Origin of the sequence: Cellulomonas sp. PhB143 (genome assembly GCF_003752595.1) — a bacterium.
In the GTDB taxonomy this organism is placed as follows: Bacteria; Actinomycetota; Actinomycetes; order Actinomycetales; family Cellulomonadaceae; genus Paraoerskovia.
The window spans coordinates 161,162-179,940 of sequence record NZ_RKIJ01000009.1 but is presented as its reverse complement, the minus strand read 5'-3'; the positions used below and the strand labels follow the sequence as shown (position 1 = coordinate 179,940).

Genomic DNA, 18,779 nt, shown 5'->3' with positions numbered 1-18,779 from the left:
TAGGATCGGGTGACCCCTATCGATCGAGCAAGGACCAGGATGTCGTCGAAGTCTCGCGGGAGCACGCGCCGGCGGAAGCTCCGCAGCATCGGGGGGACCCTCCTTCGTCGGCTCGGCCTGCTGCCCGGCGGTATGCCCGACGGGCTGGGCGACGACGCCTCGCTCGCCGGACGTCCGCTCGAGGAAGAGATCGTCGTCTTCTTCGCCGACACACCGGACGGGCTGTACCAGCTGCGGCAGTGGTACGGGCCGTTCGAGGCTCTGGCCGCCGAGCGAAAGCTCCTCGTGGTCGCGAGCGACTCGCGCACTGCCCGCGCTGTGCGGTCCGAGACCTCGTTCCGTGTCGTCACGGTCGCCCACTACGCGACGCTCGACGGAATGCTGGACGGCAGCTCGACGAGGCTCGCGCTCTACGTCAACCACAACCCGCTCAACTTCTCGATGCTGCGATTCACGTCGGTGATGCACGTCTCGTTGCTGCACGGCGACTCGGACAAGGTCGTCTCCGTCTCTCACCAGACGAAGGCGTACGACCGGTCGTTCGTCGCGGGGACGGCCGCCGTGGATCGCCTCGCCCGCTACGTGCCACACCTGGACTCGAACGAGCACTGCGTCGAGGTGGGACGTCCCCAGCTCGACGCCCCGGCGTCGATCGAGGCGCGGCGGCCGCGCCTGCGTTCCGCAGCCGACCCGATCACCGTCCTTTACGCCCCAACCTGGGAGGGTGCGCAACCCTCTGCCGCGTACGGGTCCTTGGCCGCGCAGGGCCCGCGGATCGCCCGAGCGCTGGTCGCGGCGGACGGTGTGCGGCTCCTCTACCGGCCGCACCCGCTCACGGGCGTCCGCTCGGCGGCCTACGGCGATGCTGATGCCGAGGTGCGGCAGATCATCGAGTCGGCGAACCACGTGGGGCACGGCTCGCCCCACGAGGTCGCCAGCGGCGGCAGCATCGAGCAGGCCTTCGGCGGTGCGGACATCCTGGTGTGCGACGTGTCGGCGGTCGCCATGGACTGGTTGCCCACGGGGCGTCCGCTGATCGTGACGGAGCCCGCGGGAGGAGTCGTCACGGCGCGGAGCCCGATCCTCGAGGCGTGCGCACGCCTCGGCGCGGACGACGCGGACGAGGTGGCGCGCACGGTGCTCTACCAGGTCCGCGAGGATCCCTTCCGGGACCGGAGGCTGCGGATGACCGAGTACTACCTCGGGGACATCACGCCCGGGGCGGCCACGCGACGGTTCCTGGACGCCTGTGGCGCCATGATCGCCGAGCACGACGGTGAGCTGCGGCGGCTCACGCTCCGCGGACCTGCTTCCGCGGGATCAGGCACCGCGCCGGTCTGACGCGTCAGCCGATCGAGCGGATCCAAGCGGCGGGAAGGTTGCCCTCGGTCGTGGCGGCACCGACCGTGCTCCGCAACGCGTCGGACTTGCCGGAGATCGTTCGCCTCGAGCCCGCCGCCGACTCTGCCGTCAGCGCCAGCATCGTGCCGCCGCTCGACGTCTTCGAGACCCAGACGCGCTTGACGTCCGCGAGGCCGAAAAGAGTTCGCGCCGAGCTCTGGGAGAGTGTGCGTGTCCAGCTCGCCATCGAGTTCCCGGGTGCTTCGAGACTCCAATGATCGTCCACGCTCTGCTCGAACGGGATGGTCGACGCCCACGCGTCCTGTGAGTTCACGGTGCGGCCTCCGGACGACGAGAAGTAGTGCGCCACCACGGGCGCTCCTCGATAGGTCAGGGCCTTCGCCGCCGTGCGTCCCAGGGCGGTCGCATCGACCGCGTGGACCCAGATCTTCCCGTAGTAGCCCGAGGTGCCTTCGCCCTCCTTGCGCCAGCCGGTGTAGTTCTGGTCCCGGACGTCGTCGACGACATTGCAGGCACAGGCCGACTTCCACGCCTTGGTCATCGCGTAGCTTCGTGCGGTGATCGCCTGTGCGGCCAGCGCAGAGAGGGAGGACGTGCCCCAGGACGACGGCATCTCGGCGATCCCGTAGAGGTACTCGGTGTTGAGCAGGACGTCGTTGACGACGTTGACCTTGCCCGAACGAGGCCGGATCGTGAACCGGCCGTTGCGGTACGTCCCTTGCGCGCCGGCGACGGTCGCGATCGCCTTCGAACCACTCGTCGCGTAGTACCGCGTCCCGGACCAGTGGATCCGCAAGAGGCTGTCACTGTAGGTTCTGCTCCCGACCTTCGCGGTCACGCGGGTGCTCGTCGTGCTGAGCTGGATCGTCGTCGAACCCGTACCCGAGGCCAGCGTCGACCCACTGGCGCTCCGTAGGCGCCAGCCGCCGCCGGAGATCGTCACGGAGGTCGAGGTCTTCTCGTCCGAGTACCTCCCGGGCGCATAGCCGTAGGGCTCGGGGCCGAACACCTGCACGGCGATGTCCGTCGGAGTCGTGAGGCGCGACACCGCGGTCCCGGGGTAGTACACGCGCAGGATCGTCGCGGAGGAGTGCTTGGTGCGTGCGAGCTGGTAGGCGCCGTACTGGGCCATCCCCACCCCATGGCCGTAGCCGGACCCGTGGATCGTGAATCCCGACGGCGCCTGGGTCACCTTGAACGTCGAGCTGACCGCACTACTGTCATAGTTTCGGATGCGATAGCTGGTCGTCCCCTTGGGGTAGATGAGCCGGCTCCCGGAGCCGTTGACGATCGAGACGGGCGCGGCATCGATCCAGCGGCCGGCACTGTACTTCTGGAGCTCGACCGTCGCCTTGGGCACCTTCGCGCCGCCCTTGGTGTAGGTCGCCGCGACCGTCGTCGTCCCGCCGGCGACGATGGTGGTCGGGCCGGAGATCTTCCCTGTCACCACGACCGACGCCGCAGAGGCGGCCGTCGCAGGCACCAGCGCCGTCAGCACCGCCAGCACGAGCGCGGTGACGAATCCGGTGACCATCCTCCGGGGAGCCATGCTTCCAGTGTGCCCCGCGGCGTCGGGTACGCCATCTCGGGCGGAGCGTCCCGCGCGTGCGGATGAGAGACTGTCGCCGGTCATACGACGTCGCGGCAAGGAAACGCCTTGTCCCGGTTCGAGAGGTGAGTACGCGTTGAGCGGTCTGGTCCTGCTGTGCGATGTGATCCCTGACGGCAACGCGAAGGAGTCGGTGCTCGCCGAGCTGAGGCGGCTGTCGGGTCGCGGGACGAGCGTCACCGTCGTCTGCCTCGGTCCGGACCGCTGGCGCTCCCGGCGCAGAGCGGCGCGCGAGCCGTTCGACGTGCACGACGTCCACGACGGTGCTGCGGGTCACCGTGCGCGCTCGCTCGTGTCCACGAGGCTGATGCGGCTCAGGAGCCGACCGGACACACGGTGGGCAGACGCCGACGAGAGCTCTCGACGCTCGACGGTGGCGTCCATCGTTCCTCCGGCGCTCGAGAAGAAGGTGAAGGCGCCGCGGAGCGAGAGGGCGACGGCTCGGGAGACCCGCCGTGCCGACGGCTCGGTAGCGATCAGGGAGCGGCTCTCTCCCGGCGGAACCGTCTATCAGCGAGACTTCGTCCGGCCCGACGGGTTCGCTTACCTCACGGAGATGGTGGCCGGGACCGGAGAAGGTCTGGATGCTTTCGCCTTCGACCACTCGGCGTCGAGCGTGACGCGCTACCCGAACGGTGCTCGGCACTGGGAGGCCGAGCAGGTCCGGCAGATCGTCGGCGCGGCACGACCGGTGCTCGCGACCCTGGGCGAGCGCTCCGCTGCGGTCGGAGCGCTTCTCGCCGCGGACTGTCGCGAGGTCGTCGACCTCTCCGGCGATGCAGATCCTTCCGGCCGGGTCGTCGCCCTGGCGGGCGATGCGGACAACGACGGAGGCCGTGCATGAGCCCGCGGCCGGTGATCGTCGTCATCCACAAGTTCGGTGGCGGCGGGCTCACCTCCGCCGTGCTCGACCAGATCCAGATGTTCTGCGAGGCCGGACATCCGACCACCGTGGTGACCTTCGATCCGGGGACCGAGCAGGTACCGCGCGTCGCGGGCCTGCGGGCGGCGGGGCGGCTCCACCCGGATGCCGAGGTCCGCAACATCCACGAGGTGCATGCCGCTGCCTGGGTCGCGGCCCGGGAGCAGGCTCCGCATGACCGGTCCGGGCAACGAGCGCCGGACACGTCGGGCCTGCTGCGCCTCGAGGGCGCGGACGGACGGGGCGAGTACGTCCGATGGTTCGACCCATACGGCGGTCTCGCGCTGACGGTGCGGGAGGAGTCGGTCCGAGAGACTCGCGTCGTTGCGCACCATCAGGGCGGCACGGTGACGCTCCGCGAGACGTTCGACAAGAACGGCAACGTCATCCTGTCCGACGAGTGCGTCGACGGCCGGCCCTGGCTGCAGACGTTCCGCGCGCCGACCGGGGACCCCTACCTCGTCCGTGCGGCGTCCCCGGCCACGGGGCGCGGTGTGGGTGTCGTCGTTCGCCAGCCGGGCGACGTCGGGACCCGCTCCGTCCGCGAGACCACGTACGGCGGGATCCCGCAGTGGCAGACCGCATGGCTCCAGTCGGTCGTCGACGAGTACGAGACACCGCCGTTCGTGGTGGCCGAGTCGCCGAGCGCGATCCCCAAGGTTTCCCGGCTTCGAGCGGGAAGCGCCACCCGTGCGGGGATGCTGCACAACAACCACTTCGACGAGCCGTACCGCGAGGGAGCGACGATCCGTGGCGACCACAGGACCGTCTTCTCCGTGCTCGAGAACCTCGAGGCGCTCGTGGTGCTGAGCGAGCCGCAGCGCGGGCACATCGCCGAAGCCGTCGGCTTCGGGGACCGGATGTACGTCGTCCCCAACGCGACGAAGTTTCCCGACGTCTCGCACGTCGAGCGCAACCCGGACCTCGTGACCCTGGTGACGCGTCTCGACCCGATGAAGTCCATCGACGAGTCGATCCGGGCGTTCTCGCAGGTCGTCGCCGCCGTGCCGGAAGCGCGGCTGGACATCTACGGCGGGGGCCCCGACGCAGCGCGGCTCGAGAGGATCGTCACGCAGCTGGGGCTCGACGACGTCGTGCGCCTGAAGGGCAAGACCGACCGACCCCACGATGCGCTCGCGGGGGCAGCCGTGACAGTCCTGACCTCGCAGCGCGAGGCGATGCCGCTGGGGATCCTCGAGGCGCACGCCTGCGCGACGCCTGTCGTGGCCTATGACCTGCGATACGGACCCGACACGCTCATCGACGAGGGCGAGACGGGCCATGTCGTCCCGTGGGGTGACCGGGACGCGCTAGCCCAGTCCTTGGTCGAGCTGCTGCGCGATCCGGACGCGGCACGACAGATGGGACGGCTGGCTCAAGAGCGTGCCCGCGCACGGAACTCCTACGAGGCGGTCCTGCGCAGCTGGGAGGCGCTCTTCGACCTCCAGGCCTAGGCCTGAGCGTCATCCTCGACGTCGAGGATGTCGCCGAGCGGGCGGGTCTCCTCGAGGGCATAGCGCGGGTTGGCCTCGAGGAGCGCCGCGACCGCTCTGGGGAACGCCTCCGCATACGTCTCGCGAGGGATGTCACCGAGGTAGTAGGTGCGCATAGACAGCCGGACGTCACGTCGGACGTCGTGGGAGAGCTGGTCGATCGCCGTCCGCAGGGACTGCGGGTCGCTCGTGCGTGCGACGTAGGCGGCACCGGCCAGCGGGAACTCGGCGAGGAAGTCCTGGGGCTCCTGGTCAGTGACCTGGGTGATGACGAACGGCTTCTCGGAGTACAGGTAGTCGGCGGCCACCGAGGACACGTCGGAGACGAGCGCATCGGAGCCGTTGAAGCACTCGACGAGGCTCAGCTCTCCCTGCGCCTCCGGGCCGACGTGCCGACGCCCGGTCGCGCTCGAGTCGTCACGGAGGAGCGCGGCGACGGCGTCGATCCGGCCCACGGAGACGGGGTCCCGGAGCGAGAACGGGTGGGGCCGGAAGATCACACGCCAGCTGCGCGCGAGCAAGAGTCGGACGATGTCCTCGCCGTGCTCGAGCGACCCGAAGTTGTTGTCGGAGTTGAAGCCGCTCCACGTCGGTGCGTAGAGGACCGTGAAGTCGTCGTTCCCGCTTCCGGCCGTCGTGATGTCGGCCACCTGCGGGCGACCGATGATCTCGAACTTCTCTCGGGGGATGTCGACACCATGGGCTGCGTACCGGTCGGCGCCCGCCTCGCCGGCGACGAAGATCTTGTCGAACATGGCCGTCACGGGGTTGAAGCTCGACGGCTTGTCGCTGTCGCCGTGCAGGAGCTGTACGTGCGTCAGTTCGCGATACCGGATGTTGTGCGAGTTCTTGGCTCCGTTGTTGACGTAGAGACAGACCCGGAAGGTCGGGGCGTGGACGGCCTCGAGGTTGGCGAGCGTAGGCGCAGCGACGACCGGGAGCCCGGTCATCTCGGCGACCCGCCGTGCGAGCGGCGTCTCGCGCACCACGATCACCGGCGGCTCGGCAAGTGCCTCGAGCTGCGCCAGCCACACCCCGAGCTGGTACTGCGTACCACCAGGGCCCGTGAGGTAGACCATGAGCGCGGGTCCCAGACGTGCCAGGGCGTCGTGAACCCGCTCGTCGAGGTTTCGCGCGCTCGCGAGCGACGTCCGCGTCCACACTCCCGCGACGACGGTGAGCGCCAGCGCGAGGACCAGCGCCAGCACGGTGCCGACGACGGGCAGCCACACCGAGAGCGCGCACGCCGCGAGAATCGTCAGATTGCCGAGCACGATGAGGCTCCCGCGGCGTGCCGGGGCCATCTCAGCCTCGAGACCGGGGACGTTCCGCACGAACCGCGAGCCGCGGCGCCAGACCTGTGCTGCCTGGGGCTCGAAGGACGTCGCCAGTGCGGACATCGCGGCGAGGACCGTGGCTAGACCCGACCAGCCGTCGCGGCCCGTGCTCGACAGGCACAAGAGGAGAGTCGCTGCGACCAGCAGCCGCGCGGGAGCGTACGCGCCCATGGCTGACGTCCCCTCGCTCGCGAACCGCCGCCGGAGCCGCACGGCGATCCCGAGAAGGACCGCCAGTGCGACGCCGGCGGCGATCGTGACGTGGGTTCCCGCCGCCGCGACCAGGAGGGCGACGACGGCGGCGGTCGTCAGCCCAGCGCTGACGAGTCGAGAGCTGGACACTGCAGGCCCCTCCGGGATGGCGTGACGATGGGTGGTGCGGGCGCTACTGGCGGACGACGAGGTTCGCCGAGTCGACGAACCTGCCGACCGGGGAAGCGAGCATCTCGATGACCGTCGCGACGTCCCCGGGCTGCATGATCGTCGAGGGGTCCTCGTCCGGCGCGAGCACTCGACGCAGCGCGGTGGCCGTGCGACCGGGCGAGATGCACACGACGCGCGTGCCGTAGATGGCGAGCTCCTCGCGCATCACCTCGCTCATGTTGATGACCGCGGCCTTCGAGGCGGAGTACGTGAGCCAGCCGGAACGTCCGTTGATCCCCGCGGTCGAGGCGATGTTCACGATGAGCTCGAAGTGGTTCCCCTGGTGGAGGAGCTCTTGGACGAACGTGAACGGCGCGTAGACGTTCACCGCCATCGTCCGCTCGAAGTCGGCGAAGTCGATCTGCTGGATGGGGACCGGCTTCGTGTAGCCGGCGTTGTTCACCAGCAGGTCGACGTTGCCGTGATCGCTGGCGATCGTCCGGACCAGGTCGAGGACCGCGTCACGGTCCGCGAGGTCGAGCTCGTAGGAGACGATCTCGGTGCTTGAACTCACTGAGGCCAGCTCCTTGAGCGCCTCGGAGTACTCCGCCGACGGGCGCGCCACCAGGATCGCCTTGGCGGGCGGGTCGTCGCCGGCCACGAACCGACGTACGGTCTCCAGCCCGATGCCCTTGGAGGCGCCGGTGACCAGCAGGGTCTTACTCATTCCAGTCCTCCTCGTGGTCGGTCAGCAGGTAGGTGGCGAGCCGGACGTCCGTCGGCGTCGTGACCTTGATGTTCCGGTCGTCACCGTCGATGAAGTGCACCGTGTGCCCCGCGACGGCGACGAGCGTCGCGTCCTCGGTGAACGTCCTGCCCTGCTCGCGGGCGTACCCGTGCGCCTGCTCCAGGTCCGCCTTGGCGAACTTCTGCGGAAGCTGGACGTTGCGGAGCCCGGAGCGCTCGAGGTAGCCGGTGACGACCTTCTGCTCGGAATCCACGGGAGCGACCGTGAACGGGATGTCGAGCATGAACGAGACGTTGGCGTTCGGGTCGGCGACGAGACGTGCGAAATCGCCCGTGCGGACCAGCGGGCGAGCCGTCTCGTGGATGACGACATGGTCGTTCGACGCGCTGGAGAGCATGGCGGCGACGGAGTCGTGGCGCGACGCACCGGCCGGTACATAGACGACCGGCGTCTTGATCGCGTAGTCCGACACGATCTGCCGGACGGTGTCGTGCCAGCCGTCCGGATAGTTCAGCACGATCTGGTCGATCGACTCGACCGCGTCGGCTGCGACCAACGAGTACACCAGGATGGGGATCCCACGGACCTTGATGAGTTGCTTGGGCTGGCCGGCGGCGACGCGAGCGCCGATGCCGCCGTTGAGCAGGAGCAGGGAATACATCTCTTCCTCTTCCTCGGGGATCAGGACTGCTGCGCGGACGCCCAGAGCGACGCGCCAGGCACGTAGCGGCGCTCCCACGGCTTGTTGGCGTCGGCCCAGTACCAGAGCTTGGTCTCGCCGTCGTCCGGCTTCTCGCGGGTCGGCACATGGGCCCACGCGGGCTCGAGACCGACGCGGCCGCGGCCGACGAGCCAGTGGTAGGCCTCGCGGTCGCCGAGCCGGAACGCGAGCATCGCACCGAGCATGCGAGCTGCCGCGTCCTGCGAGCGCATCGCCGCGAGCTCGACGACCATGACGCCGGTGTCGAACGCGTCGAAGTCGAACGTGTGGGCGGCGTGCATCTGGCGGTAGAGCTCGAACGCCTTGTCGGGCGCGCGGTCGAGCTTCTTACCAGCGGCGTACAGCAGGCCGAAACCGCTCGTCCCGGCGCGCGTCGTCGTGCGAGCGGCGACGAGGTTCCCCGCCAGGTCGGTACCGAGCAGCTCGGCGACGTCGCCGGCGACGAACGCGTCGACCGGCAGCACCACCGCGCGGTCGACGGGCACGAGCTCGGCGAGCGCAGCCCGCGCCGCGTCGCGACGCGGCAGCCCCTTGGTCGGCACGCGGGACGCGTCGACCCACCGGACGTCGACGCCGTCCACCGCGATCGACGGTGCGGTACCCGCGGTGCGGACGATCCACGCGGTCACCGGGCGCGAGCTGTGCGCGCCGATGCTGCGCAGGAGCGGCTCCAGGTGCGCCAGCTGACCCGCCGTCGGGGTCAGCACCACGTCGACGGCCCCGGCGGTGGCGGACGGCGCGACGGTCTCGACGGCGCGCATCGCGGCGGCGACGTCCGCGCCACGCGGGTCGATCTGCGCGGGACGAGCGTGGCGCTCCCGGGCGATCCGCACGTCGTCGGCGTTCACCTCGCGCCAAAGGGCATAGACCTCGTCCTCGGACTTCTTCGCGAAGATCGCCTCGATGACAGGCTGCAACCGGTCCCGCATGGGCGTGCGGATGGCCTCGAACTGCTGCGCGTCGAGCGGCGCAAGGCCGGCGAACCGGACGTCGGCGTTGCTCTTGGGTTCGAAGCGGACGTTCATCCCGATCGACGTGGCCGGCAGATAGCAGTGCAGGCGCATGGTGATGACGTCGGTGTAGTTGCGCCGGTAGCCCTCCAGCAGATCCATCGCGTCGTGCATGTTGCGCGTGAAGGAGCGGGTCTTGATCGCGGGGATCTTCTGGGGGACGTTCTCGACCCCCTCCGGCACCGTGCTCCGCACGACGTCGACGTAGACGGTGCCCTTCGGCGCGGGCTCGGTCAGGTTCGGGAACACGGTGTTCACCGTGGTCGTGAGGCAGCCGGAGAAGAAGGCGGGCACGTCGAGGGACAGCAGCAGGTCGACCGTCGTCCAGTCACGGCAGCCGATGGGCCCGTGCTCCCGGAGGTACGCGAGGACGTCCGGCGTCAGCAGCGAGCGCTTGTTGCAGTGGAACGAGACGAAGATGGGCCGCACGGCCGGGTGCAGCGGCAGGTCGAACGCACCGTCGAGGTTGAACAGCGGATGCATGAACCAGCCGAACGTCAGCGCCCAGGTTCCCTCGGGGAACTCCTGGTACGTCGAGGCGTCCCGGTCGAGCGTGTACAGCTGGACGTCGGCGTCGGCACCCTCGAGCTGGAGCTCGGGACGGACCCGCCCCTGCAGCTCGTTGACGAGGTCGACGACGTCGTCCTGCTCGCCGTGGAAGCGCAGGCCCTGGTGACGCACGACGTGACCGAGCGAGGCGAGCGTCTGGATGTAGTCGCCGATGTTCTGCGACGCCCACGAACGGTCCGGCTGGCCGTAGTCCATGATCGCGAACGGGACACGCCCCTCGGGCGCGGCAGGCGCGGGCTTGCGGCGCTCGCGGTCGATCCAGCGCCGGACCCACGGGATCTTGCGCTCGCCGAGCGTCCAGGCCTGCGGGTCGCGGCGGTAGGCGTCCTCCAGCCGGTCGAGCACCGCCGAGGACAGCTCGCGCTCGTCTGCGGTGAACGTGTGCCGGAGCACCTCCCACCACGTGGCCGCGGGAAGGTCGGTGCCCTGCACGAGGTCGCGCGTCTCGGCGAGGCCGCGTGCCGGGTCCACCGCGAAGAGGCTCGTCACGTACTGCTGGGACGCGCGACGGAGAACGGGCTCCCGTGCGGACAGGTCGAAGTGGTACAGCGCGAGCGCATGCTTCTTCTCCGACGCGGCGACGACGCCGCGGAGCAGGTGCCCGAGCTCGGACGTCGGCGCGTGCAGCGCGAGGCTGTCCGTGAACGAGCGGGCGTTCGCGAGGTCGCGTCGGTCCAGGAGGTCGGTGGTCACCTCCCAGGCGGCGTCCTCGAGCGAGGTGCCGGTCCCCAGCAGCTCGATCAGGTCCGGACCGCGGTCATCAGGCACGCCCTGCGCCGCGTGAGCCGCGGGGACGGCGGGGGCGGCCGGTGCCGGGGCTGCGGTGGTCAGGGACGCCGCTGCGGCCCTGAGCCTGGCCTTCGCCGACTCGGGAAGATGTTCGGCGGCAAAGCGGCGCACTGCCTCGATACGCGACAACCTGACTCCTCATGGCTCGTGACGTGCGTGGATGCCGCCCACGGACGCTGGTGGTCCGGGTTCGGCGGGTGATGTCCGCCGAAGTCTACGTGGGGCGTCCGGCAGGACCCGAAGGGTGGCCCGCGAGAGATGCTTACTATAGGCGTCGGCGTGTTCGACGAGGCGCCGGATCACACCCCCTCCCTGAAACGGTGCCCCGCCAGTGTCAACGACCTCCCAGCAGAGCGAGCCAGCCGGCGCGGTGCGTGCTCGGCGGGTTCTCGTGGAGGACGAGGGGGTCCCGGCGCCGCTCGACCAGCGCCTCTCGCCGCAGGAGCGCGACGCGCTCGTGGCGGAGCACGGGCTGACCCGCATGGGGGTGCGGCCTCCGCTGCGCAAGTACGTACGCCAGCTGTGGGAGCGCCGGGCGTTCATCGGTGTCCTCGCGACCTCCAAGTCGCAGGCCCGCAACCAGAACAGCTACCTCGGCCAGCTCTGGGCCGTGCTGAACCCGCTGCTCAACGCCGCCGTCTACGTGATCATGTTCGGCCTGATCCTCCAGTCGACCCGAGGCATGTCGAACGGCATCGCTTTCATCGTTGTCGGCACGTTCATGTTCCGCTTCTTCGAGCAGTCGGTCGTCGCAGGTTCCCGGTCGATCAGCGGCAACGTGAACCTCGTCCGCTCGGTGCACTTCCCCCGTGCGGTGCTCCCGATCTCCCAGGTCCTCTCCGAGCTGACGACCCTTGTGCCGGCGCTGATCGTCATGGGGATCATCGCGTTCAGCAGCCAGTACATCCCCGGGCAGGGCCCGGTCCCGCTCGACTGGTCCTGGATCCTCGTGCTGCCCGCCGTCGCGCTGCTGTGGCTCTTCTCCACCGGGTGCGCGTTCCTCGTCGGGCGTTGGGTCGCCATCACGCCGGACCTGAAGAACCTCATCCCCTTCGTGATGCGGTTCCTCATGTACGGCTCGGGCGTCCTGTTCAGCATCACGCTGCGCGTGGGAGACGGTCCGTTCGGCGTGGCCCTCGAGCACCAGCCCGTGGCCGTCTACCTGTACCTGGCACGTGCAGCCATCACGGACGAGCCGAGCATCCCGCCCGACGTCACGATGTGGTGGTGGGGCATCGGCTGGGCGCTCGCCTTCCTCGTCGTCGGGTTCCTGGTGTTCTGGCGCGGCGAGGAGAGGTACGGGCGTGACTGAGCGTGGCGCGGACGACGAGATCGACTTCGAGATCGACCCGGAAGACCTCGAGGGTTCCGGCCCCGTCGTCACGGAGATCGGTGCGCCCTCGCTGGTGGTGGACGACCTCCACATCACCTACCGGGTATTCGGGGGTAAGAAGGTCAGCCCGACGCCGGAGGAGAAGCCTTCGTTCGCCAAGCGCATCCTCACCTCCGGTCGCGACCAGCTCGGCGGAGTCCGCGAGGTCAAGGCGGTCCAGGGGATCTCGTTCGTCGCGCACTACGGCGAGTCGATCGGCATCGTCGGGATCAACGGGTCGGGGAAGAGCACGCTTCTGCGGGCCGTCGCGGGACTCATCCCGCCGACTCAGGGCGCCGTCTATGTCTCCGGCGAGCCGTCCCTGCTGGGTGTCAACGCCGTGCTCATGAGCAGCCTCACCGGCGAGCGGAACATCATGATCGGTGGCCTCGCGCTGGGCCTGACCCAGCGACAGGTGCGGGAGCGCTTCGATGAGATCGTCGAGTTCTCGGGTATCGGTGACGCGGTGTACCTGCCGATGAAGGCGTACTCCTCCGGGATGGGGGCGCGGCTGCGGTTCGCGATCTCGTCGGCCGCAACGCCGGACATCCTCATGATCGACGAGGCGCTGGCGACGGGCGACGCGACTTTCCGGCAGAAGAGCAAAGAACGCATCGACGGGGTGCGGGAGAACGCGGGCACCGTGTTCCTCGTCAGTCACTCGATCGCGACCGTGGAGGCGATGTGCGCCCGGGTCCTGTGGGTGCACAAGGGACGGTTGGTCCGGGACGGGCCGGCCGACGAGGTGTGCGAGGAGTACAAGCAGTTCGTCCGCCAGGTGCGAGAGCGTCGCAAGCGGGACGCGAGGGCGAAGTCGTAGCACTTTGCCCGGGTGAAGTGCCCTGTATGTCGGGTGAATGAACACGCGGTGAAGGTTATGTGCCCGATCGCCGCTTCGAGTCGCGCTATGCTCCATCCGTTTGGTACGCGGGCGAGGGAGCATCATGGCGGGGGCACCACGGGGTAACGGGCCGATCCGTACCCTCCGCACCCGCGCGTGGCGACTTGTGCGTCGGCTCGGTCTCGTTCCCGGCGGAGTCGCCGACGGCCTCGGTGAGGACGAGTCGCTGCTCGGCACCACACTGCCGCACCGGGTGATGGTCTATTTCCCCGACCCGCCGGGTTCCCTCTATCAACTCGAACAGTGGTACGCGGTGCTCCGCGAGCTGGACACGGTCCACCGCGTCGTGGTGGTGCTGAGAGACTCGCGCACGGCGCGTTCGGTGCGGGAGCGGTCCGGGTTGGACGCGATCGTCGTTGCGCGGCCGGCGACGGTCGAGGACCTGCTCAGCAGATCAGCGGTACGCCTCGCGATCTACGTCAATCACAATCCGGCGAACTTCACGAACCTTCGCCTGAGCTCGATGGCGCACGTGAACGTCATGCACGGAGACAGCGACAAGGGCGTCACCGTCTCGAACCAGTTCAAGGCGTACGACTTCAACTTCGTCGCTGGCCAGGCCGCGATCGACCGGATCGCGCGGCACATCACCTTCTACGACCCGTCGGCGCGCTGCATCGCCGTGGGGCGCCCGCAGGTCGAGGAACAGATGGCCCTGATTATGGCCGCGCCGCCGGCGGACGGCGATCCCCGGACGACCGTCCTCTACGCGCCGACCTGGGAGGGCTCAGAGCCCGCGGCCGCCTACGGGAGCATCGTCACGCACGGCGAGGCGCTGGTCTCCGCGCTCCTTGCCACCGGCGGCCATCGGGTCGTCTACCGCCCGCACCCGTTGTCCGGCTGCAGTGATCCCGTCTACGGCGACGCCGATGCTCGGGTCCGGTTGCTGATCGCCGCGGCCGGCGGAGACCACCGGGTGGACACGACGGTTTCCCTCGCCTCGTCGATTGCTGGTGCAGACGTGCTCGTATGCGACGTCTCGGGCGTCGCGATGGACTGGCTGCCCACGGGCCGGCCGCTCGTGATGACCGTTCCCGAGTGCACCTCGGCGGTGCCCGCATCGACTGCGCTGACCGACCTGGTGCCGCGGATCTCGGTGGACGGCCTGGACCAGGCCGTCGCGATCATCGATTCCGCCGCCTCAGACCCGGAACTGTCCGAACGGGTTCGCCGACTTACCGAATACCATCTCGGCGACACAACGCCAGGCGCGTCGACGCGCAAGTTCGTTGATGCCTGTACGGCGGTGATGGCGACCTTCGACGCCTCTCGGTTTTTCGAGCGAACGCATGACGCACAGCCGGGCACGGACGTCCCGGTAACCACCACGAAAGGTTTTTGAGATGTCACCGCAGGTCGTGATCCTGGCTGCGGGTATGGGCACGCGGCTCGGCCGCCCCTACCCCAAGCCCCTGACCACCCTCAAGGACGGCCGGACCATCCTTGCCCAGCAGCTCGGCAACGTCAGCGAGAGCTTCGGGCCTGATGCGCAGGTGCTGGTGGTCGTGGGTTTCAAGCTTGAGGCGATCCTCGAAGCCGCACCCGACGTGGCCTATGCGTACAACGAGCTCTACGATCAGACGAACACCGCCAAGAGCCTGCTGAAGGCGCTTCGGGTGACTGGCGACCGCGGAGTCCTCTGGATGAACGGTGACGTCGTGTTCGATGCCGAGGTGCTCCGCCGCGTCCAGCCGCTGATCGACCGGGACAAGTCTTTCGTGTGCGTGAACACGGCCTCCGTCGCGGAGGAGGAGGTCAAGTACACCGTCGACGACGACGGGCACATCAAGGACCTCTCGAAGCAGGTGCCCACCAGCAGCGCGTTGGGCGAGGCCGTCGGTATCAACTACGTCGCCGCCTCCGACAAGGCGTATCTCGTCGAGAAGTTGGACGCGGTCGACGACCAGGACTACTTCGAGCGTGGTATCGAGGTCGGGATCGCGGAGCACGGTCTCAAGGTCGAGCCGGTGGACATCAGCGACCTGTACGCGGTGGAGGTCGACTTCGAAGGTGACCTCGAGCGTGCGAACGAGCACGTCTGAGATGGGTGCAACACATTCGCGCGCGCGGTCGGCCGCAAGGCGCCTGAGGACGCTCGGCGCTGTTGCGTGGCGACGAGTGCGCCGTGAACCGCCGGAAGTCACCGTCGTGGTGCCGGCGTACAACGCCGAGGCCTTCGTCCGGGCTTGCCTTCACAGCATCCTCAACCAGACTGAGCGCTCCCTCGAGATCGTCGTCGTCGACGACGGATCGAGCGACTCCACGGGGTCCGTGGTGCGGGCCGTGGAGGAGTCCGACAAGAGGGTCCGGTACGTCCGCCAGCGGAACGGCGGGCTCGGCAACGCGCGCAACCGGGGGCTTGCCCTCGCGCGCGGCAAACACGTCATGTTCGTCGACTCGGACGACACGATCCCCCGGAATGCCGTCGAGAGCCTCCTGAGCTCGGTGCGGGCGACTGGCTCGGACTTCGCGTGCGGTGCGATGCAGCGCGTCGAGAACGGCAAAAAACTGACGGCGGCATGGGTGGCGGAGCTGCACGCCGTCGACGACCTCGGCGTCACGATCGCCGATCGCCCTGACATGATCCTCGACGTCTTCGCCACCAACAAGCTCTACACGCGTGAGTTCCTCTCGCGGATCAACTTCTCGTTCCCGGAGGGGATCTACTACGAGGACCAGGTGCCGTCCGTCAACGCCTACCTGAATGCTCGGCGTTTCGACGTGCTCAGCACGTCGGTCTACAACTGGACGATCCGCACGGACGGGGGGTCCATCACTCAGACTACGGCCGAGCTGAGAAACCTCAAGGACCGCGAGTCCGTCACCTGCGCGGTGAACGAGATGCTCAAGGCCCACGGCAACCCGGCGCTGCGTCGGGAGTGGCTCGACCGGCGGATCCTCGGAAACGACCTAGCTCTGTATGTCAAGGACGTCGACTGGGTCGAGGACGAGTATTACGCCGTGATCGTGCGATGGCTCACGGCGATCTTCGACGAGAGGGACTGGTCGTTCCACTACCGGACCTCTCCGATCAAGCGCGCGATCGCATGGACCTGCGTGCACGGCGACCGCGAGGACGTCGAGCTGCTGCGGGAGTTCGAGCGCAAGAACGGCGGCGGTGTCGCCACGTCCGTGGAGAGCGGCACGGTTGTCGTCCGTGCGCCGGAGCTCCGTCAGGTCGGTCGGCCGATCCCGGCGGACGTGCTCACGTTCGGCGAGGCGGCGCTGCGGCTGACCAGCTCGCTCCGCGGTGTCTCGTGGGAGGGGACCGACCTGCTCGTTCTCCGCGCCTGGGCATTCATCGCGAACATCGACCTTGCTGAGCACGAGACCCGGATCGAGATCTTGGTCAAAGATCCGGGAGGGGTCGTGCTCGCGTCGGCCGAGGGGCGGCATGACGCCGGCGTCCGGCCGATGCAGCACATCCGGAACCGGTGGCTGGACTACGATCCGGCAGGCTTTGTCGCGCGACTCGACCTGAGCGGGCTCCGGGCCGCCATGGGTGGTGTCTGGTTGCGGGTGACCACGGCCGGGATCGTCCGCGAGGCGCCCCTGGAACGTCCGCGGGCGAACGGTGCGGCGAAGTTACCGCTCGCGAGTCCGCCGGAGTCGCTGCGCAGGAACCGCCTCGAGTGGGTGGACGGCACGCTGACGGTGCTGCCTGAGGTCATCGGTGTCATGCTCGAGGACGTCCGGGTGGTCGACGACGACGTCGAGCTGACGCTCTGCTCCGAGCATGAGGACATCACGGTGGTCGCGATCCACGACGGCAATCGCCGACGCCACACCGCCAAGGCCAGCGCGGTGGTCGGGAGGGAGAACCTTCACCGTGCCGTGCTGCGTGGTGCCGCGAGCGATCTGGCGGCGCACCGGACGTGGCGTCTGCGTGCCAAGGCCGGAAAATACCAAGCCATCGCAGTTCCCGCCGGGTTCCCGGACCGACGGGTGCTCGCACCTGGCGTCGGTGTGCGGCGTACCGATCGCGGCAACGTCGCGATCACCCGAGGTGGCGCCACGCTCGTCGTTACCGAGCACCGGTTCGATGACGGGGAGTGGGCGCTTCGCGGCGAGGGAGCGGTTGAAGGGCTCTCGAACGTCCGCCTCACCGGGTCACGGGTCGACGTCTCTGCAAGCTCCGTCCGCATCGACCCGGGCGGTTCGTTCGAGATGAGGTTCCCCCTCTCGTTCCGAGAGTGGTCGGGCAGTGAGCGACGGTTGCCGCCCGGGCTCTACGAGCTCGTGTGCGAGTACGCCGGCGGCCAGCCTGTGTGTACCGTCTGGGGCAACGCATGTTGGGGTTCTTTGCCGGCTCTGAACCAGGGCGGCGACCTCTGGGTGCGGAGCACCCGGGAACGCCGGCCAGTGCTCGAGGTGCTTGCCGATACCGGCGGCGTGAACTCGGCGCTCAGTCAACGGACGCTCCAGGAGACGGTCTATGAGCCGGCGCGCCACGCCGCGCGTGAGGAGGCCGTCCTCTTCGAGTCGTTCCACGGCAGGAACGTCACGTGCAACCCCCACGCGATCTGGCAGCGGCTACGGGTCGTGCGTCCCGATATCACGTCGTATTGGAGCGTGAACGACAGCTCTGTCGAGGTGCCGGAGGGCACCGTGCCGCTCGTCCGGCTCAGTGCCGAGTGGTACCGCGTGCTGGGTTCGGCACGCTATCTGGTCAACAACAGCAATTTTCCGGCCTTCTTCGAGCAGGCCGACGAGCAGAAGTACCTGCAGACCTGGCACGGGACACCGTTGAAGCTGATCGGCCACGACATCAAGCGGGTTCTGTTCAGCTACCGCAACTACCTGGAGATGATGGACCGTGAGGCTCGCAGTTGGGACGGCCTGATCTCGCCCAACCGGTTCTGCAGCGGGATCTTTCCCAGAGCGTTTGCCTACGAGGGGTCCGTCCTCGAGAGCGGATATCCGCGAAACGACGTCCTCGTCAACGATCCGGGGGGCGCTGCCGCCAAGGCTCGACGCCTCCTGGGGCTCGTGGACGACCCTCGAAAGCTGTTGCTGTACGCGCCGACCTGGCGCGACGACAAGTACGACGGCAAGCCCGGGCGGTATCAGTCGGTCTACCACCTGGACTTCGAAAAGTTCGCAGCAGAGCTCGGCGACGAGTACGTCGTGCTGGTCCGCGGACACTCGAACACGCTGCTCCACGGGACGGGTGTCTCCGGGGAAAACGTCGTGGACGTCTCGAGGTACGGTGAGGTCGCCGAGCTCTACGCGGCGGCCGACGTCCTCGTGACCGACTTCTCGTCGGTGATGTTCGACTACACCGTGACGCGTCGCCCCGTCATGTTCTTGGCGCCCGACATCGACGACTACCGGGACCGCGTCCGAGGTTTTTACTTCGACTTCGAGGCCGAGGCGCCGGGGCCGATCCTCCGTTCGACCGAAGAGCTCGTCGACGCGCTACGATCCCTCGACGGCGTGGCAGCTGAGTTCTCGGCACGGTACGAGGCGTGGACGGAACGGTTCAACGCCCTCGAGGACGGAAAAGCTTCGGACCGAGTTATCGACGGGTTCTTCTAGCGGGGCGCCGGTCGGGTAGCGGCGTTCGTCGCACTTCAGGAAGG

General features: G+C 68.6%; 13 protein-coding genes. 8 read left to right on the top strand and 5 right to left on the bottom strand.

The features are described from left to right. The first annotated feature begins 39 nt into the window (after positions 1–39). Positions 40–1,341, top strand: coding sequence for a CDP-glycerol glycerophosphotransferase family protein (locus tag EDF32_RS02280; RefSeq protein WP_123306907.1), 1,302 nt, complete (start codon positions 40–42; stop codon positions 1,339–1,341). A gap of 4 nt (positions 1,342–1,345) precedes the next feature. Here the strand turns inward: EDF32_RS02280 and EDF32_RS02275 are convergent, their stop codons facing one another. After that, positions 1,346–2,911, bottom strand: a complete 1,566-nt coding sequence (locus EDF32_RS02275) for a SpoIID/LytB domain-containing protein (RefSeq protein ID WP_158614042.1) — start codon at positions 2,909–2,911, stop codon at positions 1,346–1,348. On the opposite strand from EDF32_RS02275, the gene EDF32_RS14515 reads away from it, so the two are divergent. Together EDF32_RS14515 and EDF32_RS02265 are read left to right on the top strand one after the other, a co-directional pair. Next, positions 2,889–3,815 (top strand): hypothetical protein, encoded by a 927-nt coding sequence (locus EDF32_RS14515; RefSeq protein WP_158614041.1) that lies wholly within the window; start codon positions 2,889–2,891, stop codon positions 3,813–3,815. The genes EDF32_RS02275 and EDF32_RS14515 overlap by 23 nt on opposite strands. Continuing rightward, positions 3,812–5,347, top strand: coding sequence for a glycosyltransferase (locus EDF32_RS02265; RefSeq protein ID WP_123306904.1), 1,536 nt, complete (start codon positions 3,812–3,814; stop codon positions 5,345–5,347). The genes EDF32_RS14515 and EDF32_RS02265 overlap by 4 nt, the downstream gene beginning before the upstream one ends. On the opposite strand, the gene EDF32_RS02260 is transcribed toward EDF32_RS02265, so the two are convergent. From EDF32_RS02260 to EDF32_RS02245, 4 genes are read right to left on the bottom strand one after another with little or no spacing between them, the layout of a single operon-like run. Then, positions 5,344–7,065 carry a CDP-glycerol glycerophosphotransferase family protein gene (locus EDF32_RS02260; RefSeq protein WP_123306903.1) on the bottom strand — a complete coding sequence of 574 codons (1,722 nt, stop codon included), beginning with the start codon at positions 7,063–7,065 and terminating at the stop codon, positions 5,344–5,346. The two genes, EDF32_RS02265 and EDF32_RS02260, sit on opposite strands and share 4 nt — an antisense overlap. A 43-nt stretch (positions 7,066–7,108) precedes the next feature. Continuing rightward, positions 7,109–7,813 (bottom strand): SDR family NAD(P)-dependent oxidoreductase, encoded by a 705-nt coding sequence (locus EDF32_RS02255; protein WP_123306902.1) that lies wholly within the window; start codon positions 7,811–7,813, stop codon positions 7,109–7,111. Continuing rightward, a complete protein-coding gene (locus tag EDF32_RS02250) occupies positions 7,806–8,495 on the bottom strand; it encodes a 2-C-methyl-D-erythritol 4-phosphate cytidylyltransferase (RefSeq protein WP_123306901.1) in 690 nt (229 codons plus the stop codon). The genes EDF32_RS02255 and EDF32_RS02250 overlap by 8 nt, the downstream gene beginning before the upstream one ends. Before the next feature lie 20 nt (positions 8,496–8,515). Then, positions 8,516–10,903: a hypothetical protein gene (locus tag EDF32_RS02245; RefSeq protein ID WP_123306900.1), complete on the bottom strand. Its 2,388-nt coding sequence runs from the start codon at positions 10,901–10,903 to the stop codon at positions 8,516–8,518. Positions 10,904–11,315: 412 nt separating this feature from the next. Here EDF32_RS02245 and EDF32_RS02240 point away from each other — a divergent pair, with 412 nt between their 5' ends. The 5 genes from EDF32_RS02240 to EDF32_RS02220 all read left to right on the top strand — a co-directional run bounded on the left by EDF32_RS02240 (position 11,316) and on the right by EDF32_RS02220 (position 18,735). Further along, positions 11,316–12,236, top strand: a complete 921-nt coding sequence (locus EDF32_RS02240; protein ID WP_233565633.1) for an ABC transporter permease — start codon at positions 11,316–11,318, stop codon at positions 12,234–12,236. Next, a complete protein-coding gene (locus EDF32_RS02235; protein ID WP_123306899.1) occupies positions 12,229–13,116 on the top strand; it encodes an ABC transporter ATP-binding protein in 888 nt (295 codons plus the stop codon). Before EDF32_RS02240 ends, EDF32_RS02235 begins: the two co-directional genes overlap by 8 nt. Before the next feature lie 124 nt (positions 13,117–13,240). Further along, a complete protein-coding gene (locus tag EDF32_RS02230; protein WP_123306898.1) occupies positions 13,241–14,539 on the top strand; it encodes a CDP-glycerol glycerophosphotransferase family protein in 1,299 nt (432 codons plus the stop codon). A 1-nt stretch (position 14,540) separates the two neighbouring features. After that, on the top strand, positions 14,541–15,239 hold the full coding sequence (locus tag EDF32_RS02225; protein ID WP_123306897.1) for an NTP transferase domain-containing protein: 699 nt from the start codon (positions 14,541–14,543) through the stop codon (positions 15,237–15,239). Then, positions 15,208–18,735 (top strand): bifunctional glycosyltransferase family 2 protein/CDP-glycerol:glycerophosphate glycerophosphotransferase, encoded by a 3,528-nt coding sequence (locus tag EDF32_RS02220; RefSeq protein WP_148061550.1) that lies wholly within the window; start codon positions 15,208–15,210, stop codon positions 18,733–18,735. Before EDF32_RS02225 ends, EDF32_RS02220 begins: the two co-directional genes overlap by 32 nt. The last annotated feature ends 44 nt before the right edge of the window (positions 18,736–18,779 follow it).

Bases quoted from the DNA above. Each gene is read 5' to 3' on its own strand.
- EDF32_RS02280 (WP_123306907.1), top strand. From the start codon at position 40: ATGTCGTCGAAGTCTCGCGGGAGCACGCGCCGGCGGAAGCTCCGCAGC.
- EDF32_RS02275 (WP_158614042.1), bottom strand. From the start codon at position 2,911: ATGGCTCCCCGGAGGATGGTCACCGGATTCGTCACCGCGCTCGTGCTG.
- EDF32_RS02265 (WP_123306904.1), top strand. From the start codon at position 3,812: ATGAGCCCGCGGCCGGTGATCGTCGTCATCCACAAGTTCGGTGGCGGC.
- EDF32_RS02255 (WP_123306902.1), bottom strand. From the start codon at position 7,813: ATGAGTAAGACCCTGCTGGTCACCGGCGCCTCCAAGGGCATCGGGCTG.
- EDF32_RS02250 (WP_123306901.1), bottom strand. From the start codon at position 8,495: ATGTATTCCCTGCTCCTGCTCAACGGCGGCATCGGCGCTCGCGTCGCC.
- EDF32_RS02230 (WP_123306898.1), top strand. From the start codon at position 13,241: ATGGCGGGGGCACCACGGGGTAACGGGCCGATCCGTACCCTCCGCACC.
- EDF32_RS02225 (WP_123306897.1), top strand. From the start codon at position 14,541: ATGTCACCGCAGGTCGTGATCCTGGCTGCGGGTATGGGCACGCGGCTC.